Below are 15972 nucleotides of genomic sequence, written 5' to 3'. Positions count from 1 at the left end.
CAATACTTTGTGTTTTTTAACCGCAAAGGGCCCAAAGGTTTTTTTTCTGTGTGTTTACTGCTGTCTTTATTAAGGTCGCAAAGGCCTCGGACTTTAAAAGCAAAATTTCTTATACGCGTAGAATTGGCTGGTGAAGTTGTAGTGAGAGATTGGGCTAATATTAGTGGCCTTACAGCTATACATCAATTTTCTGTTATTGGTGATCATACGATGGTTAGTGGTTTAAGTCGTGTAGTATAAGATATTCCGCCATATATAACCGCGGGGCGTGATCCCTTGAGTTATGTCGGTTTAAATATTGTGGGATTAAAAAGAAGAGGTTTTGAATCAGGGAAAATAAATGAATTGAAAGAGATTTATAAAATCCTTTTTTTGGAAGGAGAAACACGAGTTCTGCTTTAGAATTAATTGAAGGTTTTTGCGAACAACAATGGACGCGATAGAATTTTAACTTTTATTAAAGAATCTAAAGGTGGATTGTTAAGGGATTTATTGATTAATTAAAATCCCTTTTTAAAAGCTGAATCTGCATTTTTAGTTTTTTTTGAAGGCATTATAATTTTGCAGCTATCATTTTCAATTATCGGATTCCAGTCTACTTCAAGGTTCTTTGCTGTTGTGGTATTTGCTGCAAATATTTTCTCTTTTATATATTCTGAAGCTTCTGTTTCGCTTAATTGATGTGACCATGTAATACGATTATTAGGTTGATAACCTGGGCCGTAACAATTATATTCGGCATAAAAAGTAGTTTTCCAATTGTTGTATGCTTTATGCTCAGGATCTTTGGACCATACGGACCAGCCTTCAGGTATAATATGAGATTCTTCAAAACAATTAATAAAAACCACATTAGCGCCAGCGCCCCATGGTCTTCCTAAAGATACTTTTGTTGCATCCTTTTTAGGCGCAGCCATTATAACACAATCTTTAAATACAAAACCATATTTATTTTTTCCGACATCCTGATTACTTGCCGTAATAAAAGAATCTCTTTTACTTTGAATAAAACAATTTTCAAATAGGGCAATGGCAGAACCAAAAATAAAATCTGTGGTGCCGTCAATGATGCAATCTTTAATATAGGTTCTCTTATTTGCTTTCAGATAAAAAGTATCCTGAAAACCGCTTATTCTGCAATTATGAAAAATACATCTATCACTATTAACCATTAATGTTACTGCCTGACCACCTTTTTTATATTGAGGTAAACTGCTGTCTATTGTATTTTCAAAAGTGATGTTCTCAGCATAGAAATCATTTGCTTCTATAAGAGTACTGAATGATTTGCTTGTTCCGCCTGCGATTTCAGCGTAATCATTGTATGTCAGGATTGTGTTTTTATAAGACTCTCCGATTAGGGTTACATTTTTCTTGGTGGAAACCAATTTCAATTTTTCTTTATAGATTCCTGCCTTAACAAAAATTATAGTTCTTTTTAAATTATTATCAGGAACTGCATCAAATGCATCTTGTACTTTGGTGAAATTTCCGCTTCCATCTTTAGCTACAATAATATCATATGCAGTTTTGCTTTTTTGAGCAAACAAAGTGGTATTAAGGACAAGCAGTAATAAAAGTATGGGAAACGTCTTTTTCATTTGAAATTTGATTTAAAATGGAATTACCAAGGTTGTTTTTTCCCAATTGAAACAACAACCTTGGTAATTTATGAAAAAATGAAAATTAATTATGCTGAAATTTGAGTTTTCACTTTATGTCCGAAAACTCCAAAAGAAAGAATAATAATGAAACACACTAGCGGAATAATATATCCAGATTGAATATCGTCATGATTCATATCGATTAAAGTTCCCATTCCATATGGTAAAATTGCGCCACCCACAATCGACATTACAAGCCATGATGAACCTGTTTCAGTATTCGATTTTAATCCAACAAGACCTAATGAAAAAATAGTTGGAAACATAATTGACATAAAAAAACCAATTCCACCAAGTGCATAAATGACATAAATTCCGGTTCCGTAAATGGCTACTAAACAAAGGAAAATACTTATTATACAATAGATAGAAAGTAAAACATAATCTTTAACGAATTTCAAAAAGAAAGTTCCGATAAAACGCCCAGCCATAAAAAGGAAACCATAGATACCAAGATAATATCCAGCTGTTTTCTCATCTAATCCTGCGCCTTGTTGTGCAATTCTGATAAAGAAACTTGTAATGCAAACTTGTGCTCCAACATAAAAAAACTGTGCTACAACTGCCCAGCTTAAATGAGAGAATTTTAAAACAGAGAAAAATCCTGGTTTAACTTCTACTTCTGTATGTTGTGGTTTCATAGCTGGTAAATGCATGAAATAAAATAAGATTGCAACTAAAACCAATACGCTTCCTAAAATAATATAAGGTAATTTTACAGACGAAGCCTCTTCTAATAAATAGGCTGATTTTGTAGCATCAGGCATTGCTGCCATTTGTTCTGGTGTAAGTGTTTTTCCTGATAAGATAAATAAAGAACCAACAATTGGAGCTACCATGGCAGCTAAGCCGTTAAACGAAGCAGCTAAATTCAATCTTTTTGATGATGACTCGGCTGGTCCTAGAATGGCAGCATAAGGATTTGCACTGGTTTCCAAAATAGTTAAACCACATCCGATTACAAAGAGAGCAAATAAGAATAATTCATAAGTTCTGGTGTTTGCAGCTGGAACAAACAAAAAAGCCCCGGTTGCAAAAACTAATAAACCTGTAATAATACTGTTTTTATAGCCAAATCGTTTGATTAGCATTCCGGCTGGAATTGCCATAATAAAGTAAGCGAAAAATACAGATGTATCAATCAACGTAGATTGACGGTTGTTTAATTCGCATGCTTTTTTTAAGTGCGGAATTAAAATAGAATCCAGATTATGCGCCATTCCCCAAAGGAAAAATAAGCTTGTAATTAAAATAAAAGGCAAAAGATATTGTGTTCCTGTACCTTTTTCTGTAGCGATTTCATGTTGATCGCCAATTTGATTGGTTATTTGCATTAGTTAGTTTTTAGCCGCGAAGGCGCGAAGGCACAAAGTTTTTTAAATTTTTCTTTGCGTATTCGCTACTTTGCGAGATTTTTAATATTTGGGTTTACTTCTTTTTGACTAAAAGTAAATGATCACATACGAGAACGACTTCACCTCTTTGATTGATAATTTCAACGTGTTCGGTTACTGTTCCCATATCTGGTTTTTTGGCTTCGCCTTTTTCGGAAATAGTAATTTCAGAATGGATGGTGTCGCCAATATGTACTGGTTTTACAAATCGCATACGATCGTATCCTTTAGAAAAAGCTTCAGGATTTATTTCTGATGCAGTAAGACCGATGCCAATACTGAAAACCATGGTTCCGTGTGCGATGCGTTGTCCAAAAGGCTGTGTCTTGCACCATTCTTCGTCCATATGATGTGGGAAAAAATCGCCTGTGTGACCGGCATGGACTACAAAATCGGTTTCAGTAATGGTTCTGCCAAATGTGACGCGTTTATCGCCAATTTGATAATCTTCAAAAAATGTTGATTTGAAATACATATATTTTTAGTTTGAAAGTTGTAAAGTCTTAAAGTCGAGGGTCAATACTTTTGACTTTCGACTTTAAACTTTCGACTTGATTATAATTCGTTAAGTGAAACTCCGCCACTTTTATTGCTGATGTAACAGGCTTCGACTACTTTCATGGTGTCCAAAACATCCTGAACGCTTGCTAATAATTTAGAATCTGAACCTTCTTTGAAGCGCATTAAGTTCGACATTGTTCCGATGAATGCTTCAGGAAACCATGAACCTTCGAGTTCGATTTTTTTCCATTCGTATTCACCATTTTCATTTTGTAATGAATATTCAAATTCGTCTGGCAATCCATCAGGATAATTCATCAATAAACCCATTTTAGCTTTAATGGCGCCTTTTGTTCCTTCCCATTTAATGTAACTTTCTTCGTGTTTTGGTCCAAAATGATGATCGTGATTCGTATTGATGACAACATGTTTGTCTTCTCCATAATCCAAAATAATGGTTGATCGACTTGATGATAATTTTTTTAAGGGATGTTTTGCTGTTTTCGCCATCACACTTTTTGGGTTTCCTAAGAAAGAACGGATGCAATCGATATAGTGGACACTGTGAAAAAGAATTTCCAATCTTGGGTGTTCCTTAATTAGAGGAAATAATTCCCAAGGTGTATTTACTGTGACTTTAAATTCCAAATCATACAAATCCCCAATAATTCCTTCGTTGATTAAATGTCTTGCTGCACTAACAAAAGAGGCAAAACGCAATTGAAAATTAATTCCGGCAACTAATTTTTTTCTTTCGCAAACGGCAACAATTTCCCGGGCTTGTGCCAAATCATTTCCCATTGGTTTCTGAATAAGTACAGCTGCACCATCAGGAAGTTGTTCTAAAATTTCAATATATTGATCAGGTAGCACCGTAATATCATAAACAGCATTTGAAGGTGCATTTTTTACTGCATCGGCAACATTTTCAAAAACATGTGCAATTTTAAATTGCTTTGCCAAATCATGTGCTTTCGAAATTGTTCTGTTTGTAATACCAAAAACAGTAAAACCCGCCATTTCATAAGCTGGCAAATGAGCATCTTTTACAATACCACTTGCGCCAATGATAATTATGGACTGATCTGTTTCGGGCAATAAAGGTTTATATGGAATATTCATGACTTAAATAATTTTTTGAATTGTACTTTGAGTTTCCTCTACTAATTTTTTGGATGGAATATCACTTTCCAAAGCTTTCAAAACCATTTGATCTATTAGTTCTGCTACTTTTGGCCAAACCGGAGTTTGTGGCAAAGTCAAAGCATTTTCGTGAAGCATTTCTAATTTATGGTAAAAGGAAATAGTTTTATTGATCTCAATATCATTCCAGGTTGATTTTCTGCAACCAATTCCGCCTTCATTGGTCAATAATTTATCGCTTTTTGGAGAGGTTGCAAATCTTAAAAAATCGTATGCAAGTTCTTTTTGTTTGCTTCCGATTCCAATTGTATAGAGCCAATAAACATTCAAAGAAGCAGTTTTGTGGTTTGGATCGGAGGGAAGTTCAGTAATATCTACTTTCCCTTTCACTTTAGATTCTTCAATTACTTCACACATTGAGGCAAAACCAAACCAGTTAATCGCCATTGCAGCTTCTCCTTCGGCAAAAGCCATTCCTGCTTCAACAGATCCAAAATTTTTCGATTTTGGGTGAACCGCATTTTTATTGTTTACAATATTTCTATAAAAATCTAGAGCTTCAATTGCGGCAGAATTATTAATATTGATTTTATTTTGATGATCTAATAATGATCCGCCGCGAGTCCATAACTGCAGGCAAAAATCAAAAACCATATTGTGACCGTCTGGGTAATTGGCAAAAACACAGCCAAATAAATTTTCCTCCGGACGATTAAAAAACTCTGCTATCTGAACAAATTGCTCCCATGTTTTTGGTGGATGTAATTCATAACCAAATTGAGTTTTGAAGCTTTCTTGTTCCGTTTTATCTTCAAATAAATCTTTTCTAAAAATCAAACATTCCGGACCATCATGAAAAGGCAACCCATAAGTTCCTTTATTAATTTGCTGTAAATTCAACAATGACTGATGCCATCCTTCGGGATAATCTTTTGGTGGATTTTGATTGATTAACGAGGTTAAATCAAGAACCGCTTTTTCATTGACAGCATCAAATATCCAATCAGTATTAATGTGGGCGATATCCCATTTTCCTTTTTTTAAACCTTCTTTAGTAATGGTTTCTTCATAAAGATCGTGCAATTCTAAAGGAATCATTTCAGCTTCAATCTGAATATTATTTTTCAGGCAAAAGGCATCCCATAACTTTTGAAGTGTACTTTCAAAAGGATCAAATTTTCTAACTGCGATTCTTAACTTTTCCATTTAGACAGCGATAAATTCTTTAATGATCTTTTCATTGTCTTGTCCTAATTTCGGTGAACCTTTTCCGGAGGTTAAATATTCACCATCAATTTTAATTGGACATCTTGTTGTTTGATAGGAATACCCATCTAACATTTCAACTTTCTGTGTAAAATCTAAAACTTTAAAACCTTCTTCGGCAAAAAGTTGCTGATAGTTTAAAACTCCAGCACACCAAATATCTGCCGGTTCTAAAATATTCAGCCAGAAATCAGTATCCTGAGTTTGTAAATGTTCGGCCAAAATATTTTTGATTTCATCTCTTAAATGAAACTTGTTTTCAGGAAATTGTAATAAAGCATCACATTTTAAAAGTGAAGCCAAAACCGGAATCGAACCCATCGCCAGAGCTAAAAAGCCATTTTTGGTTTTGTAAATTCCGTATGGTGCGCCTAAGTAAGCGTGTGCGTTATTGGTTTTAGTTCGAACAGGCAATTCTCCCCCATCATTAAAAAAGGTGGTAATAGTTTCAAACTGAAAATCGAAAGCAGATTCTAACATACTCACCTGAACAGAAGCACCAATATTTTGTATCGCTTTTCGATACAAAGCAGCTAAAATTCCCTGAGCCAAATGAGCTCCGGCCAGCATATCAACTATCGATAATCCCATCGGAACCGGACCATCTTCCTGATTTCCGCTCAACCATGTTAAAGCGGTTAAAGACTGCAATAACAAATCCTGTCCTGGTAAATCTTTCAAATCAGGATGTTCACCAAAACCAGATATCGAACCGTAAATTACGTTTGGATTTATTGCTTTAACATCTTCATAACTCAATCCAACACGTTCCATCACGCCTGGTCTGAAATTATGCATGACAACATCGGCTTTTGCCAATAATTTTTTTAGTTTTTCAAGTTCTTCTGGTTGCTTGAAATCAATTGCAAATGATTCTTTATTTCTGTTGATGGTATGAAAAACAGAAGATTCTCCGTTCATAATCAAGTCAGAAGTATATAAGGTTCGGCAGATATCTCCCGTTCCCGGTTTCTCAATTTTTATAACGCGCGCGCCTAAATCAGCCAGACGTAAACTTGCTGAGGGACCTGAAAGAAACTGGCTAAAATCTACTATTAAATAATCTTCTAATGGTTTCATTTCTATTCGCTTAAAAATTGTTCGTGTATTTTTATATTATCTTCTCCAACTGAAGGAGCTGCTTTTGCGCTTACTAAAATTTTTCCGTCAAGCTGAATAGGGCTTCGGGTTGTAACTAATTTTTCTCCGGCAGAATTTTGAACGGTTTGTTTCAATTGCAATTCATTTACAAAAGTCTGACTGTCTAATTCTTCATAATTGAGCACTTTTCCAGACCAAATTCCTTCCTTTTGAAGTAAATTCAACCAATAATCTGCTGTTTGAGTTGCTAATTTTTCAACTAACAATTCTCTGATTTCATCTCTGAAAGTAAACCAGTCTTGTTTATTTGCATATTTGTTTAAATCTACTCTTAAAGTTTTTCCAATGAAAAGTAAATCACCCATTGCCAATGATATATAGCCGTCCTGAGTTTGATAAACTCCATAAGGCGCACTCAAAAAAGCATGTGCACTTCCTTTTATATTACCTCTTTCCGGCAATTGTCCACCATCATTTAAGAAAGAAGTTATGGCTTCAAATTGTACATCCAAAACGGATTCTAATAAACTTACTTCTACCAAAACACCTTTTCCGGTTTTGGCTCTTTTTAGTAAAGCGGCTAAAATTCCCTGAACGAAATGATTCCCGCACATTAAATCGGCTACAGCCAAACCAAACGGAACCGGTCCCTGATTTTTGCGACCACTTAACCAGCTTAATCCTGAAAGTGATTGTAGTAATAAATCCTGTCCTGGCTTTTTCGCCCACGGACCAATATTTCCGTAACCAGTAATCGTTCCGTATATTATTTTTGGATTGATTGTTAAGCTTTCGATGAAATCCAGTCCTATTTTTTCCATTACGCCTGGTCTGAAATTATGTGTCATAATATCAGCTTTGGCAATTAATTTTTTAATCAGAATTAAATCGTCAGGATTTTTAAGATCGGCCGCAAATGATTCTTTATTTCTGTTGATGGTGTGAAACAATAAACTGCTGTCGTCAACAAAAAGATCTTTTATACTTAATTGTCTGCAGGCTTCACCTTTTATTGGACGTTCAATTTTGATGACTCTCGCACCTAAATCGGCTAATTTTAATCCGGCAGAAGGTCCTGCCAAAAATTGGCAGAATTCTAAAACAATTAATCCTTCTAATGGTTTCATGTTGTTACTAAGTTTAAAGATTTCGCATAAAGCGAATTCATTTCTTCCAAAACCAAATTTTCATCTCCGCCATTCATTAAATAATTACGAACAACATCGCCCGCATAATCCTGAAAATACATATGTCCGGAATATCTTGGGCGTAAAAATGCGCGTTCTAAAGTTGGCAACGTATTTTTGAAATAATCATGGGTTACTGAATTTATTCTATCACTTTTCCATGCCTGAAGATGTCCGGGTTGTCCGCCATTATCAGCAAATATATTTTGCTGAACGGGAGAGGATCCTGTAAATTCGGCATATTTAATAGCTTCCTGAATGTGTTTACTAAATGAAGAAACCGCTAATCCTGTTCCGCCCAAAGAGCTAATCATCGGTTGATCGTTCAAACGAACTAAATCATAAAAATGAAGCAATTTTCTGCTATATCCTGTTCTTGAATAATTTGAATATCCGTAAGCAAAAGGACAATAGGCAATTTCGTCTGAGTTTACCATGGCTTCATAAACCTGAATTGGGTTTCTGGTGAAGTTGGCCGGATCAATTAATTGTGCCAATTCTCTAAACATTTGTAACGCTTTTTTTCCTGTTTCAGGAGAAATAACTTTTTCTGTCGATTGAAAAGGAGCTTCACCCAAGCTACAGCAAAACATATAAAAACTCATTAAAACATCAACCGGAATTCCGGCAAAAGCAACCAATCCTTTTTTGGCCAAAGCCAATAAATCATCATAAGTCTGTGGCACTTTTAATCCTTGTTTTTCTAAGATATCCAAACGTGCTGCTGCAACTGGTGTTGCTGCATCGATTGGTAATGCCCACAATTTATTGTCAAAAACGTAGCTTCCGTAAGAACGTCCAACGGTATTTATTTCCTGATCTTTTATATATTCTGTTGATAAATAATCTGATAATGGGAGGATGGTTTTTGAGTGTGCGCCAAAGCCTGTCCACGGATGATCGATTACAAGCAAATCAAATTGCTTGGCTAAATCTTCGATTGACGCATCTGCAAATTCTTGTAAACTTCTTTTCTCCCAGGTAATCTCAACTCCCGGATTTAATTCTGTAAAACGTTGAGCTGTTGCGACCATTGGCAATAAACCTCTTGTATGATTCCAGGTTATCCCTTTTAATATTGTCATTTTTAATAAAATTTATATGGATGATTTTATTCGGAAATTAATAAATGTAAAAAATACAATTACAAAAATAGAAATAAGATTGAATTGAACAATAGAAGAGGAGTTTATTAACAGTAGTTTTTTGAAGTATGTGGAAGTAAGTTAGAATTTTTTTACAAATTTGACAAAAAGTGTTATAATATATTAAAGTTTAGTCATTTTGGAAGATTCAGATGAAAATATATCTCAAATATTAATATTAAAATATACTTTTGTAATTGTATTTTTTACATTTATTAATTTTGAATACATTTTTAAAAATAAAACGATAATTAAAAGACTTAATAACGATAGAAATGTTTTCATTAAAAAATAAAAAAGCGGTAATAACCGGAGGCGGAAGCGGGATAGGAAGAGCAATTGCAACCTTGTTCGCTAAGCAGGGAGCAGAAGTTCATATCATAGATTTAACAATCGAAAGCGCTCAGGATACATTAGATGAAATTCTGAAAGCCGGTGGAAATGCTTTTTCTTATGCCTGTAATGTAGCGAGTCAGGAAGAAGTAACTTCAACCTTTGAAAAAATTGGCAACATCAATATTTTGATCAACAATGCCGGAATCGCGCACGTGGGTAAAGTAGACACTACTCCGGCAGCTGACTTTGATCGCGTAATGGAGGTGAATGTAAAAGGAGTGTATAACTGTTTGTTTGCTGCAATTCCACAATTCAGACTTTCAAATGGTGGTGTCATTATCAACATGGCATCAATTGCAGCCTGGGTTGGAATCCCGGATCGATTTGCTTATTCGACTGCAAAAGGTGCTGTTATGGCCATGACTTTATCTGTTGCAAAAGATTATATAAAAGAAAATATTCGTTGTAATTCTATTTCACCTGCAAGAGTCCATACACCTTTTGTAGATGGTTTTATTTCAAAAAACTATGCCGGAAAAGAAGAAGAAATGTTCGAAAAATTATCCCAATCTCAACCAATAGGAAGAATGGGAAAACCAGATGAAATCGCAGCATTAGCCTTATACCTATGCAGCGACGAAGCCGGATTTATTACCGGTTGCGATTACCCAATCGACGGAGGATTTATTAAGTTAAATAACTAGAAAAGTTGCTAAGACCCTAAGATTCTGAGACTCTAAGCAAAAAAAACTTAGAAACTTACAAACTTAGTGTCCTAAGTATCTTAAAAATAATTAATTAATAAAGTTGCTAAAGTTTCAAGTTACTAAGGAAAAAACTTAGTATCTCAGAATCTTAGTAACTTAGAAACTTAAAAGAAATGAAATTAATACGTTTTGGAGAAATAGGAAAAGAAAAACCAGGAGTTTTAATTGATGAAAAGAGATATGATGTTTCGTCAATTGTAACAGACTTTAACGAAAGTTTTTTTGAAGAAAATGGCCTGGAGAAATTACAGAAAGCATTAGACAGTAATCCGACTTTACCAGAAGTGAATGCAAATGTACGTTTAGGATCTCCGGTGGCGAGACCTTCAAAAATAATCTGTATTGGACTAAATTATGTAGATCACTGCAAAGAAACGGGTGCACCAATTCCGACAGAGCCAATCATCTTTTTTAAATCGACTACTTCTTTATGCGGACCGAATGATAATTTGATTATTCCGAAGAACAGTGAAAAAACAGACTGGGAAGTAGAATTGGCATTCGTGGTTGGTAAAAAAGCAAGTTATGTAGAAGAAGCAGAAGCTTTGGATTATGTGGCAGGTTACGCTTTGTTGAACGATTACAGCGAAAGAGCTTTTCAAATCGAGCGTGGCGGACAATGGGCAAAAGGAAAAGGAAGCGATACATTCGCACCACTTGGACCCTTCTTAGCTACAAAAGATGAAGTGAAAGATGTTGATAATTTATCAATGTGGCTGACTGTAAACGGCAAAAAATACCAGGACAGTAACACACTGAATCTGGTTTTCAAAATTCCATTTTTGGTACATTATTTAAGTCAGTTTATGACTTTGCTTCCTGGCGATATCATCAGCACAGGGACACCTCCTGGAGTTGGTCTGGGAATTAAACCAGATCCAATTTATTTAAAAGCCGGAGATGTTGTAGAACTTGGAATTGAAGGTTTAGGGAATAGTAAACAAACGGCTGTTGCATACTCAAAATAATTTAAAATAAAATTTTAAGATGAAATTTATAGTTTGCGAAAAACCGCAGGAGTTTATTCTGAAAGAAAAAGCAATTCCGGAACCAAAAGAAGGTGAAGTTTTATTGAAGATTAAAAGAATCGGAATTTGTGGTACTGATATTCACGCTTTTGGCGGAACTCAGCCTTACTTCGAATATCCAAGAATTTTAGGCCATGAACTTGCTGCAGAATATGTAAAAGGAAATGCAAAAGGTTTTGAACCGGGCGATAAAGTAACTTTTATTCCGTATTTTAATTGCGGGAAATGTGTTGCCTGTAGAAACGGACTAACCAATTGCTGTGTAAATATTAAAGTTTTTGGAGTTCATATTGATGGTGGAATGGCTGAATATGTAACCATTCCGGAGCAATATTTACTTCACGGTCAGGGTTTAGATTATGATCAGTTGGCATTGGTTGAACCTTTGGCAATTGCAGCGCATGGTGTACGAAGAGCGGCGGTAAAACCTACGGATACCGTTTTAGTAATGGGCGCGGGGCCAATTGGTATCGGATTGATTCAATTTGCTAAAATTGCAGGAGCCAAAGTAATCGTGATGGATATCAACGAATACAGACTAGGTTTTTGTAAAGATGAATTGAATGCTGATGAAACAATAAATCCGTTACACGATGATGTCGCGCAAAAACTGGCAGAAATTACAAACGGCGATATGGCTAATGTTGTGATTGATGCAACTGGAAACAGAAATGTCATGAACAGTGCTTTTAATTATATTTCTCACGGTGGCCGATTTGTTTTGGTTGGACTTCAAAAAGGAGAATTGAGTTTCAGTCATCCTGATTTCCACAAAAGAGAATCTACTTTAATGAGCAGCAGAAATGCGACTATTGAAGATTTTGAATATGTAATGGAATGTCTTAAAAATGGAAAAATTGATCCGAAAAAATACATTACGCACAGAACCAGTTTCTCAGAAATGATTACCGATTTTGGACAATTAATTGATCCAAAAAATAATGTAATCAAAGCGTTGATTGAAATAGAATAAACTATTATCTGTAGCAAACCCGACAGGTTTTTAAAACCTGTCGGGTTTAACTAGACAACCTTAATAACCACAAAAATGGATTTAAATTTAAAAAATAAGATAATCGTTGTTTCTGGTTCGGCAGGAAAACAAGGCAGTATTGGTGAAACAATCATTAACCGATTGGCTGATGAAGGTGCAATTCCAGTATTGGTAGATAGAAATGCAAGAGGTTTTGGTTATGCCGAAGCACTTCAAAAAAAGGGAATCGACGCTTTGTTTGTACAAACAGACGTTACTGATCCTGTTGAAATCGAAAACGCAGTTAAAACTATAATTGCAAAATACGGAAAAATTGATGCCGTAATTAACAACGTTGGTGTAAATGATGGCGCCGGTTTAGATTCGACTTACGAAGAATTCATGGATTCTTTGAAACTAAATGTCGTAAGTTATTTTCTATTGGTGAAATACGCGCTTCCTTATCTAAAAGAATCAAAAGGAAATATTCTGAATATCGGTTCAAAAGTAGCTTTGACTGGGCAAGGTGGAACTTCTGGTTACGCTGCCGCAAAAGGTGGAGTTCTTGGACTTACAAGAGAATGGGCGGTTGATTTAATTCAGTACGAAATTCGTTCTAACGCTATTATTATTGCAGAAAGTTATACTCCCGCTTACGAAGACTGGATTAAAACAGTACCAGATGGTGAAGCTGTTTTGAAAAAAATCAACAAAAGTATTCCGCTAAAAGGTAGAATGACCCAAACAGAAGAAATTGCAGATACTGCACTTTTCATTATTTCGGATCGTTCGTCGCACACAACAGGACAGTTTGTTTTTGTTGATGGAGGATACGTACATTTAGACCGCGCTTTAATCAACGATGTAAATTAATACCACATGAGTAACCGAATTGATGCACACCAACATTTTTGGAAATTTGATCCCGTAAGAGACAGCTGGATTGATGAAACCATGCAGAAAATTCAAAGAGATTTTTTGCCCGAAGATCTTTTGCCATTGCTTCAGGAAAATCAATTTTCAGGTTGTGTTGCCGTTCAGGCAAGTCAGTCTGAAGATGAAACTAATTTTTTGATAAACCTCGCAGCAAAAAATGATTTCATTAAAGGCGTTGTGGGTTGGGTAGATTTGCGCGGTGTAACAATCGAAGAACGATTAAATCATTTTTCTTCGAATAAAATAATAAAAGGTTTTCGACATGTTGTTCAGGGCGAGGCTGATGATTTTATGCTGAGAAAAGATTTCCAAAACGGAATCGCAGCCTTAAAACAATTTAATTTTACTTACGATATTCTTATTTTTCATCGCCAATTACCGGCGGCGATAAATCTGGTAAATCAGTTTCCGGAGCAGCCTTTTGTGATCGATCATATTGCAAAACCGGATATTAAATCGGGGGATATTTTATCCTGGAAAAAAGGAATTGAAGAAATTTCAAAAGCAGAAAATGTCTTTTGTAAAATCTCTGGAATGGTTACCGAAGCCGATTGGAAAAATTGGAAAACGGATGATTTAAAACCTTATTTAGATGTCATTTTTGAGAATTTTTCTGCCGATAAATTAATGTACGGATCAGATTGGCCGGTTTGTAATGTAGCTTCAGATTATGCAGAAGTGGTAAAAACTTTAGAAGATTATATCGCTCAATTATCTTCTCAAAATCAAAATAAAATCTGGCATGAAAATGCTATATCGTTTTATAAACTTTAGTTTTAAATTGTATAAAGCTTAAATTTTAAAGTGCTTCCAAAAGTTTCAATCAATTTTTTTGATGAAATTTGGAAGCACTTTTTATTTTCTTCAATCTATTTTGAAGTCCTTTCTTCATTATAAAATTTGATTTTTCAATCGAATTAAAAATAATATAAATTCCTAAAGTTAAATTTTTAGAATTTCTATAGGCTAAGTATATTTTAAAAATGTTTCAAAAACATTTTCCTCATCCTATTTTTACTTCCCAAATTATTTAGCTTCTGTCTAATCTTCATATAATTACATGTTTTTCTCCAATAAATAAATTTCCTTAAGATGATTTTGTTAAGTGTTAAGATTTAGTTATCAATCGAATACGTTTCATTTTGTACAAGGATAGTACAGGATAGTTATGTTTTTTACATTCTCTTATTTTACACCATAATATTTTAGATTATTGTTAAAAAGATATAAAATGTCGAATATAAATACAAATTTGAATTTTAAGCACGTAAGCTATCTGTGGGATGAGTCTAAGGCAGTAGCTTTGGCAGGAGATGAAGTAGCGCTTTTCATTTATCGTTCCAACTTACTGGGAGCTGATTTGCGATTGACCAATTACGGAGGAGGAAATACTTCAGTTAAGATTACGGACAAGGATCCGTTAACGGGAGCAAACTCAGAAGTAATGTGGATCAAGGGTTCCGGTGGAGATATCGGAACACTGACAAAATCAGGTTGTGCGGCACTTTATTTAGAGAGACTTCGTAATCTGGAGAATGTGTACAGAGGAATTGAATTCGAAGACGAAATGGTGGAACTTTTCAACCATTGTATTTTCGATCTGGCTTCAAAAGCGCCATCTATCGATACACCATTGCACGGATTTTTACCCTTCAAACATATTGACCACCTGCATCCTGATGCGGCTATTGCCATTGCAGCAGCCAAAGACGGGGCAAAAATCACCGAGGAATTATTCAACGGTGAAATCGGCTGGGTGGGCTGGCAACGTCCTGGATTTGATCTTGGATTACAACTAAGATCATGCCTTGAAGAAGCAGAGAAAAAAGGAAAAAAATTAAGAGGAATCATGTTGGGTTCTCACGGTTTATTTACCTGGGGTGACACTTCATACGAAAGTTATATCAACACATTGGAAGTAATCGAGAAATGTGCAACTTACCTTGAGAACAACTACGGAAAAAAACGTCCTGTTTTTGGAGGACAAAAAATACAAAGCCTTGAGGTAGCAAAAAGAAGATTGAAAGCGGCAAAAGTAGCTCCGATCCTGAGAGGATTCTGCTCATCAGAGCGCCAAATGATCGGACATTATACTGATGATGCAAGAGTTTTGGAATTCATCAACTCAAATGATCTTGAAAAACTGGCTCCGCTTGGAACATCTTGTCCGGATCACTTTTTGAGAACCAAAATCAGTCCATTGGTACTGGAATTGGATCCAAACGAGGATTTATCAGATGTAAACGCCATCAAAGCAAAATTACAACCTGCTTTTGAAGCATACCGTGCGATGTACAAAGAGTATTACAATGCCTGCAAGAAATCAAATTCACCGGCAATGCGTGACCCGAATCCTGTGGTAATTTTATATCCTGGAGTTGGAATGTTCACTTTTGCCAAAGATAAAACTATGGCGAGACTGGCATCAGAATATTATGTGAATGCGGTGAACGTAATGAAAGGCGCAGAAGCAGTTTCAGAATATACTTCACTTCCACATCAGGAAGCTTTTGATATCGAATACTGGTTAT

Annotated in this window: 15 protein-coding genes and 1 pseudogene; 8 read left to right on the top strand and 8 right to left on the bottom strand. The window is 35.2% G+C overall.

Going from position 1 to position 15972, the window contains the following annotated elements:
- Positions 1–240 (top strand): annotated as a pseudogene (locus tag AC6CH4_RS25495) (hypothetical protein); the annotation flags it as partial.
- Between the two features lie 3 nt (positions 241–243).
- Positions 244–402 carry a hypothetical protein gene (locus AC6CH4_RS25490; RefSeq protein ID WP_498108070.1) on the top strand — a complete coding sequence of 53 codons (159 nt, stop codon included), beginning with the start codon at positions 244–246 and terminating at the stop codon, positions 400–402.
- A gap of 98 nt (positions 403–500) precedes the next feature.
- Here AC6CH4_RS25490 and AC6CH4_RS25485 read toward each other — a convergent pair whose 3' ends face one another.
- The 8 genes from AC6CH4_RS25485 to AC6CH4_RS25450 all read right to left on the bottom strand — a co-directional run bounded on the left by AC6CH4_RS25485 (position 501) and on the right by AC6CH4_RS25450 (position 9341).
- Positions 501–1601 (bottom strand): pectinesterase family protein, encoded by a 1101-nt coding sequence (locus tag AC6CH4_RS25485; protein WP_498108068.1) that lies wholly within the window; start codon positions 1599–1601, stop codon positions 501–503.
- 89 nt (positions 1602–1690) lie between these two features.
- On the bottom strand, positions 1691–2998 hold the full coding sequence (gene fucP, locus AC6CH4_RS25480; RefSeq protein ID WP_498108066.1) for an L-fucose:H+ symporter permease: 1308 nt from the start codon (positions 2996–2998) through the stop codon (positions 1691–1693).
- Between the two features lie 94 nt (positions 2999–3092).
- Positions 3093–3533, bottom strand: a complete 441-nt coding sequence (locus AC6CH4_RS25475) for a MaoC/PaaZ C-terminal domain-containing protein (protein WP_498108064.1) — start codon at positions 3531–3533, stop codon at positions 3093–3095.
- 80 nt (positions 3534–3613) lie between these two features.
- Positions 3614–4681, bottom strand: coding sequence for a Gfo/Idh/MocA family protein (locus AC6CH4_RS25470; RefSeq protein WP_498108062.1), 1068 nt, complete (start codon positions 4679–4681; stop codon positions 3614–3616).
- 3 nt (positions 4682–4684) lie between these two features.
- A complete protein-coding gene (locus AC6CH4_RS25465) occupies positions 4685–5908 on the bottom strand; it encodes an ABC transporter substrate-binding protein (protein WP_498108060.1) in 1224 nt (407 codons plus the stop codon).
- The gene (locus AC6CH4_RS25460) at positions 5909–7048 is read right to left on the bottom strand and encodes a CaiB/BaiF CoA transferase family protein (RefSeq protein WP_498108058.1); all 1140 of its coding nucleotides are present in this window, start codon (positions 7046–7048) and stop codon (positions 5909–5911) included.
- 2 nt (positions 7049–7050) lie between these two features.
- Entirely contained in the window at positions 7051–8196 is a 1146-nt protein-coding gene (locus AC6CH4_RS25455) for a CaiB/BaiF CoA transferase family protein (RefSeq protein ID WP_498108056.1), read from the bottom strand.
- Positions 8193–9341 carry an ABC transporter substrate-binding protein gene (locus AC6CH4_RS25450; protein ID WP_498108054.1) on the bottom strand — a complete coding sequence of 383 codons (1149 nt, stop codon included), beginning with the start codon at positions 9339–9341 and terminating at the stop codon, positions 8193–8195. The genes AC6CH4_RS25455 and AC6CH4_RS25450 overlap by 4 nt, the downstream gene beginning before the upstream one ends.
- Before the next feature lie 335 nt (positions 9342–9676).
- On the opposite strand from AC6CH4_RS25450, the gene AC6CH4_RS25445 reads away from it, so the two are divergent.
- The 6 genes from AC6CH4_RS25445 to AC6CH4_RS25420 all read left to right on the top strand — a co-directional run.
- Complete coding sequence (locus AC6CH4_RS25445; RefSeq protein WP_498108052.1) at positions 9677–10441, top strand: SDR family NAD(P)-dependent oxidoreductase; 765 nt, start codon at positions 9677–9679, stop codon at positions 10439–10441.
- A gap of 176 nt (positions 10442–10617) precedes the next feature.
- Positions 10618–11472: a fumarylacetoacetate hydrolase family protein gene (locus tag AC6CH4_RS25440; protein WP_498108050.1), complete on the top strand. Its 855-nt coding sequence runs from the start codon at positions 10618–10620 to the stop codon at positions 11470–11472.
- 19 nt (positions 11473–11491) lie between these two features.
- Positions 11492–12505 (top strand): zinc-binding alcohol dehydrogenase family protein, encoded by a 1014-nt coding sequence (locus AC6CH4_RS25435; RefSeq protein ID WP_498108048.1) that lies wholly within the window; start codon positions 11492–11494, stop codon positions 12503–12505.
- Between the two features lie 75 nt (positions 12506–12580).
- A complete protein-coding gene (locus AC6CH4_RS25430) occupies positions 12581–13378 on the top strand; it encodes an SDR family oxidoreductase (protein WP_498108046.1) in 798 nt (265 codons plus the stop codon).
- Positions 13379–13384: 6 nt separating this feature from the next.
- Positions 13385–14215: an amidohydrolase family protein gene (locus AC6CH4_RS25425; RefSeq protein ID WP_498108044.1), complete on the top strand. Its 831-nt coding sequence runs from the start codon at positions 13385–13387 to the stop codon at positions 14213–14215.
- A 457-nt stretch (positions 14216–14672) separates the two neighbouring features.
- The coding region (locus tag AC6CH4_RS25420) for a bifunctional rhamnulose-1-phosphate aldolase/short-chain dehydrogenase (protein ID WP_498108042.1) at positions 14673–15972 on the top strand (1300 nt) is incomplete at its 3' end.

It is taken from the genome of Flavobacterium sp. GQ95, assembly GCF_059758655.1.
The sequence above is the reverse complement of the archived record's forward strand: the minus strand, read 5'-3'. Positions and strand labels throughout refer to the sequence as shown.

Bases quoted from the DNA above. Each gene is read 5' to 3' on its own strand.
- AC6CH4_RS25485 (WP_498108068.1), bottom strand. From the start codon at position 1,601: ATGAAAAAGACGTTTCCCATACTTTTATTACTGCTTGTCCTTAATACC.
- fucP (WP_498108066.1), bottom strand. From the start codon at position 2,998: ATGCAAATAACCAATCAAATTGGCGATCAACATGAAATCGCTACAGAA.
- AC6CH4_RS25475 (WP_498108064.1), bottom strand. From the start codon at position 3,533: ATGTATTTCAAATCAACATTTTTTGAAGATTATCAAATTGGCGATAAA.
- AC6CH4_RS25470 (WP_498108062.1), bottom strand. From the start codon at position 4,681: ATGAATATTCCATATAAACCTTTATTGCCCGAAACAGATCAGTCCATA.
- AC6CH4_RS25465 (WP_498108060.1), bottom strand. From the start codon at position 5,908: ATGGAAAAGTTAAGAATCGCAGTTAGAAAATTTGATCCTTTTGAAAGT.
- AC6CH4_RS25460 (WP_498108058.1), bottom strand. From the start codon at position 7,048: ATGAAACCATTAGAAGATTATTTAATAGTAGATTTTAGCCAGTTTCTT.
- AC6CH4_RS25455 (WP_498108056.1), bottom strand. From the start codon at position 8,196: ATGAAACCATTAGAAGGATTAATTGTTTTAGAATTCTGCCAATTTTTG.
- AC6CH4_RS25450 (WP_498108054.1), bottom strand. From the start codon at position 9,341: ATGACAATATTAAAAGGGATAACCTGGAATCATACAAGAGGTTTATTG.
- AC6CH4_RS25445 (WP_498108052.1), top strand. From the start codon at position 9,677: ATGTTTTCATTAAAAAATAAAAAAGCGGTAATAACCGGAGGCGGAAGC.
- AC6CH4_RS25440 (WP_498108050.1), top strand. From the start codon at position 10,618: ATGAAATTAATACGTTTTGGAGAAATAGGAAAAGAAAAACCAGGAGTT.
- AC6CH4_RS25435 (WP_498108048.1), top strand. From the start codon at position 11,492: ATGAAATTTATAGTTTGCGAAAAACCGCAGGAGTTTATTCTGAAAGAA.
- AC6CH4_RS25430 (WP_498108046.1), top strand. From the start codon at position 12,581: ATGGATTTAAATTTAAAAAATAAGATAATCGTTGTTTCTGGTTCGGCA.
- AC6CH4_RS25425 (WP_498108044.1), top strand. From the start codon at position 13,385: ATGAGTAACCGAATTGATGCACACCAACATTTTTGGAAATTTGATCCC.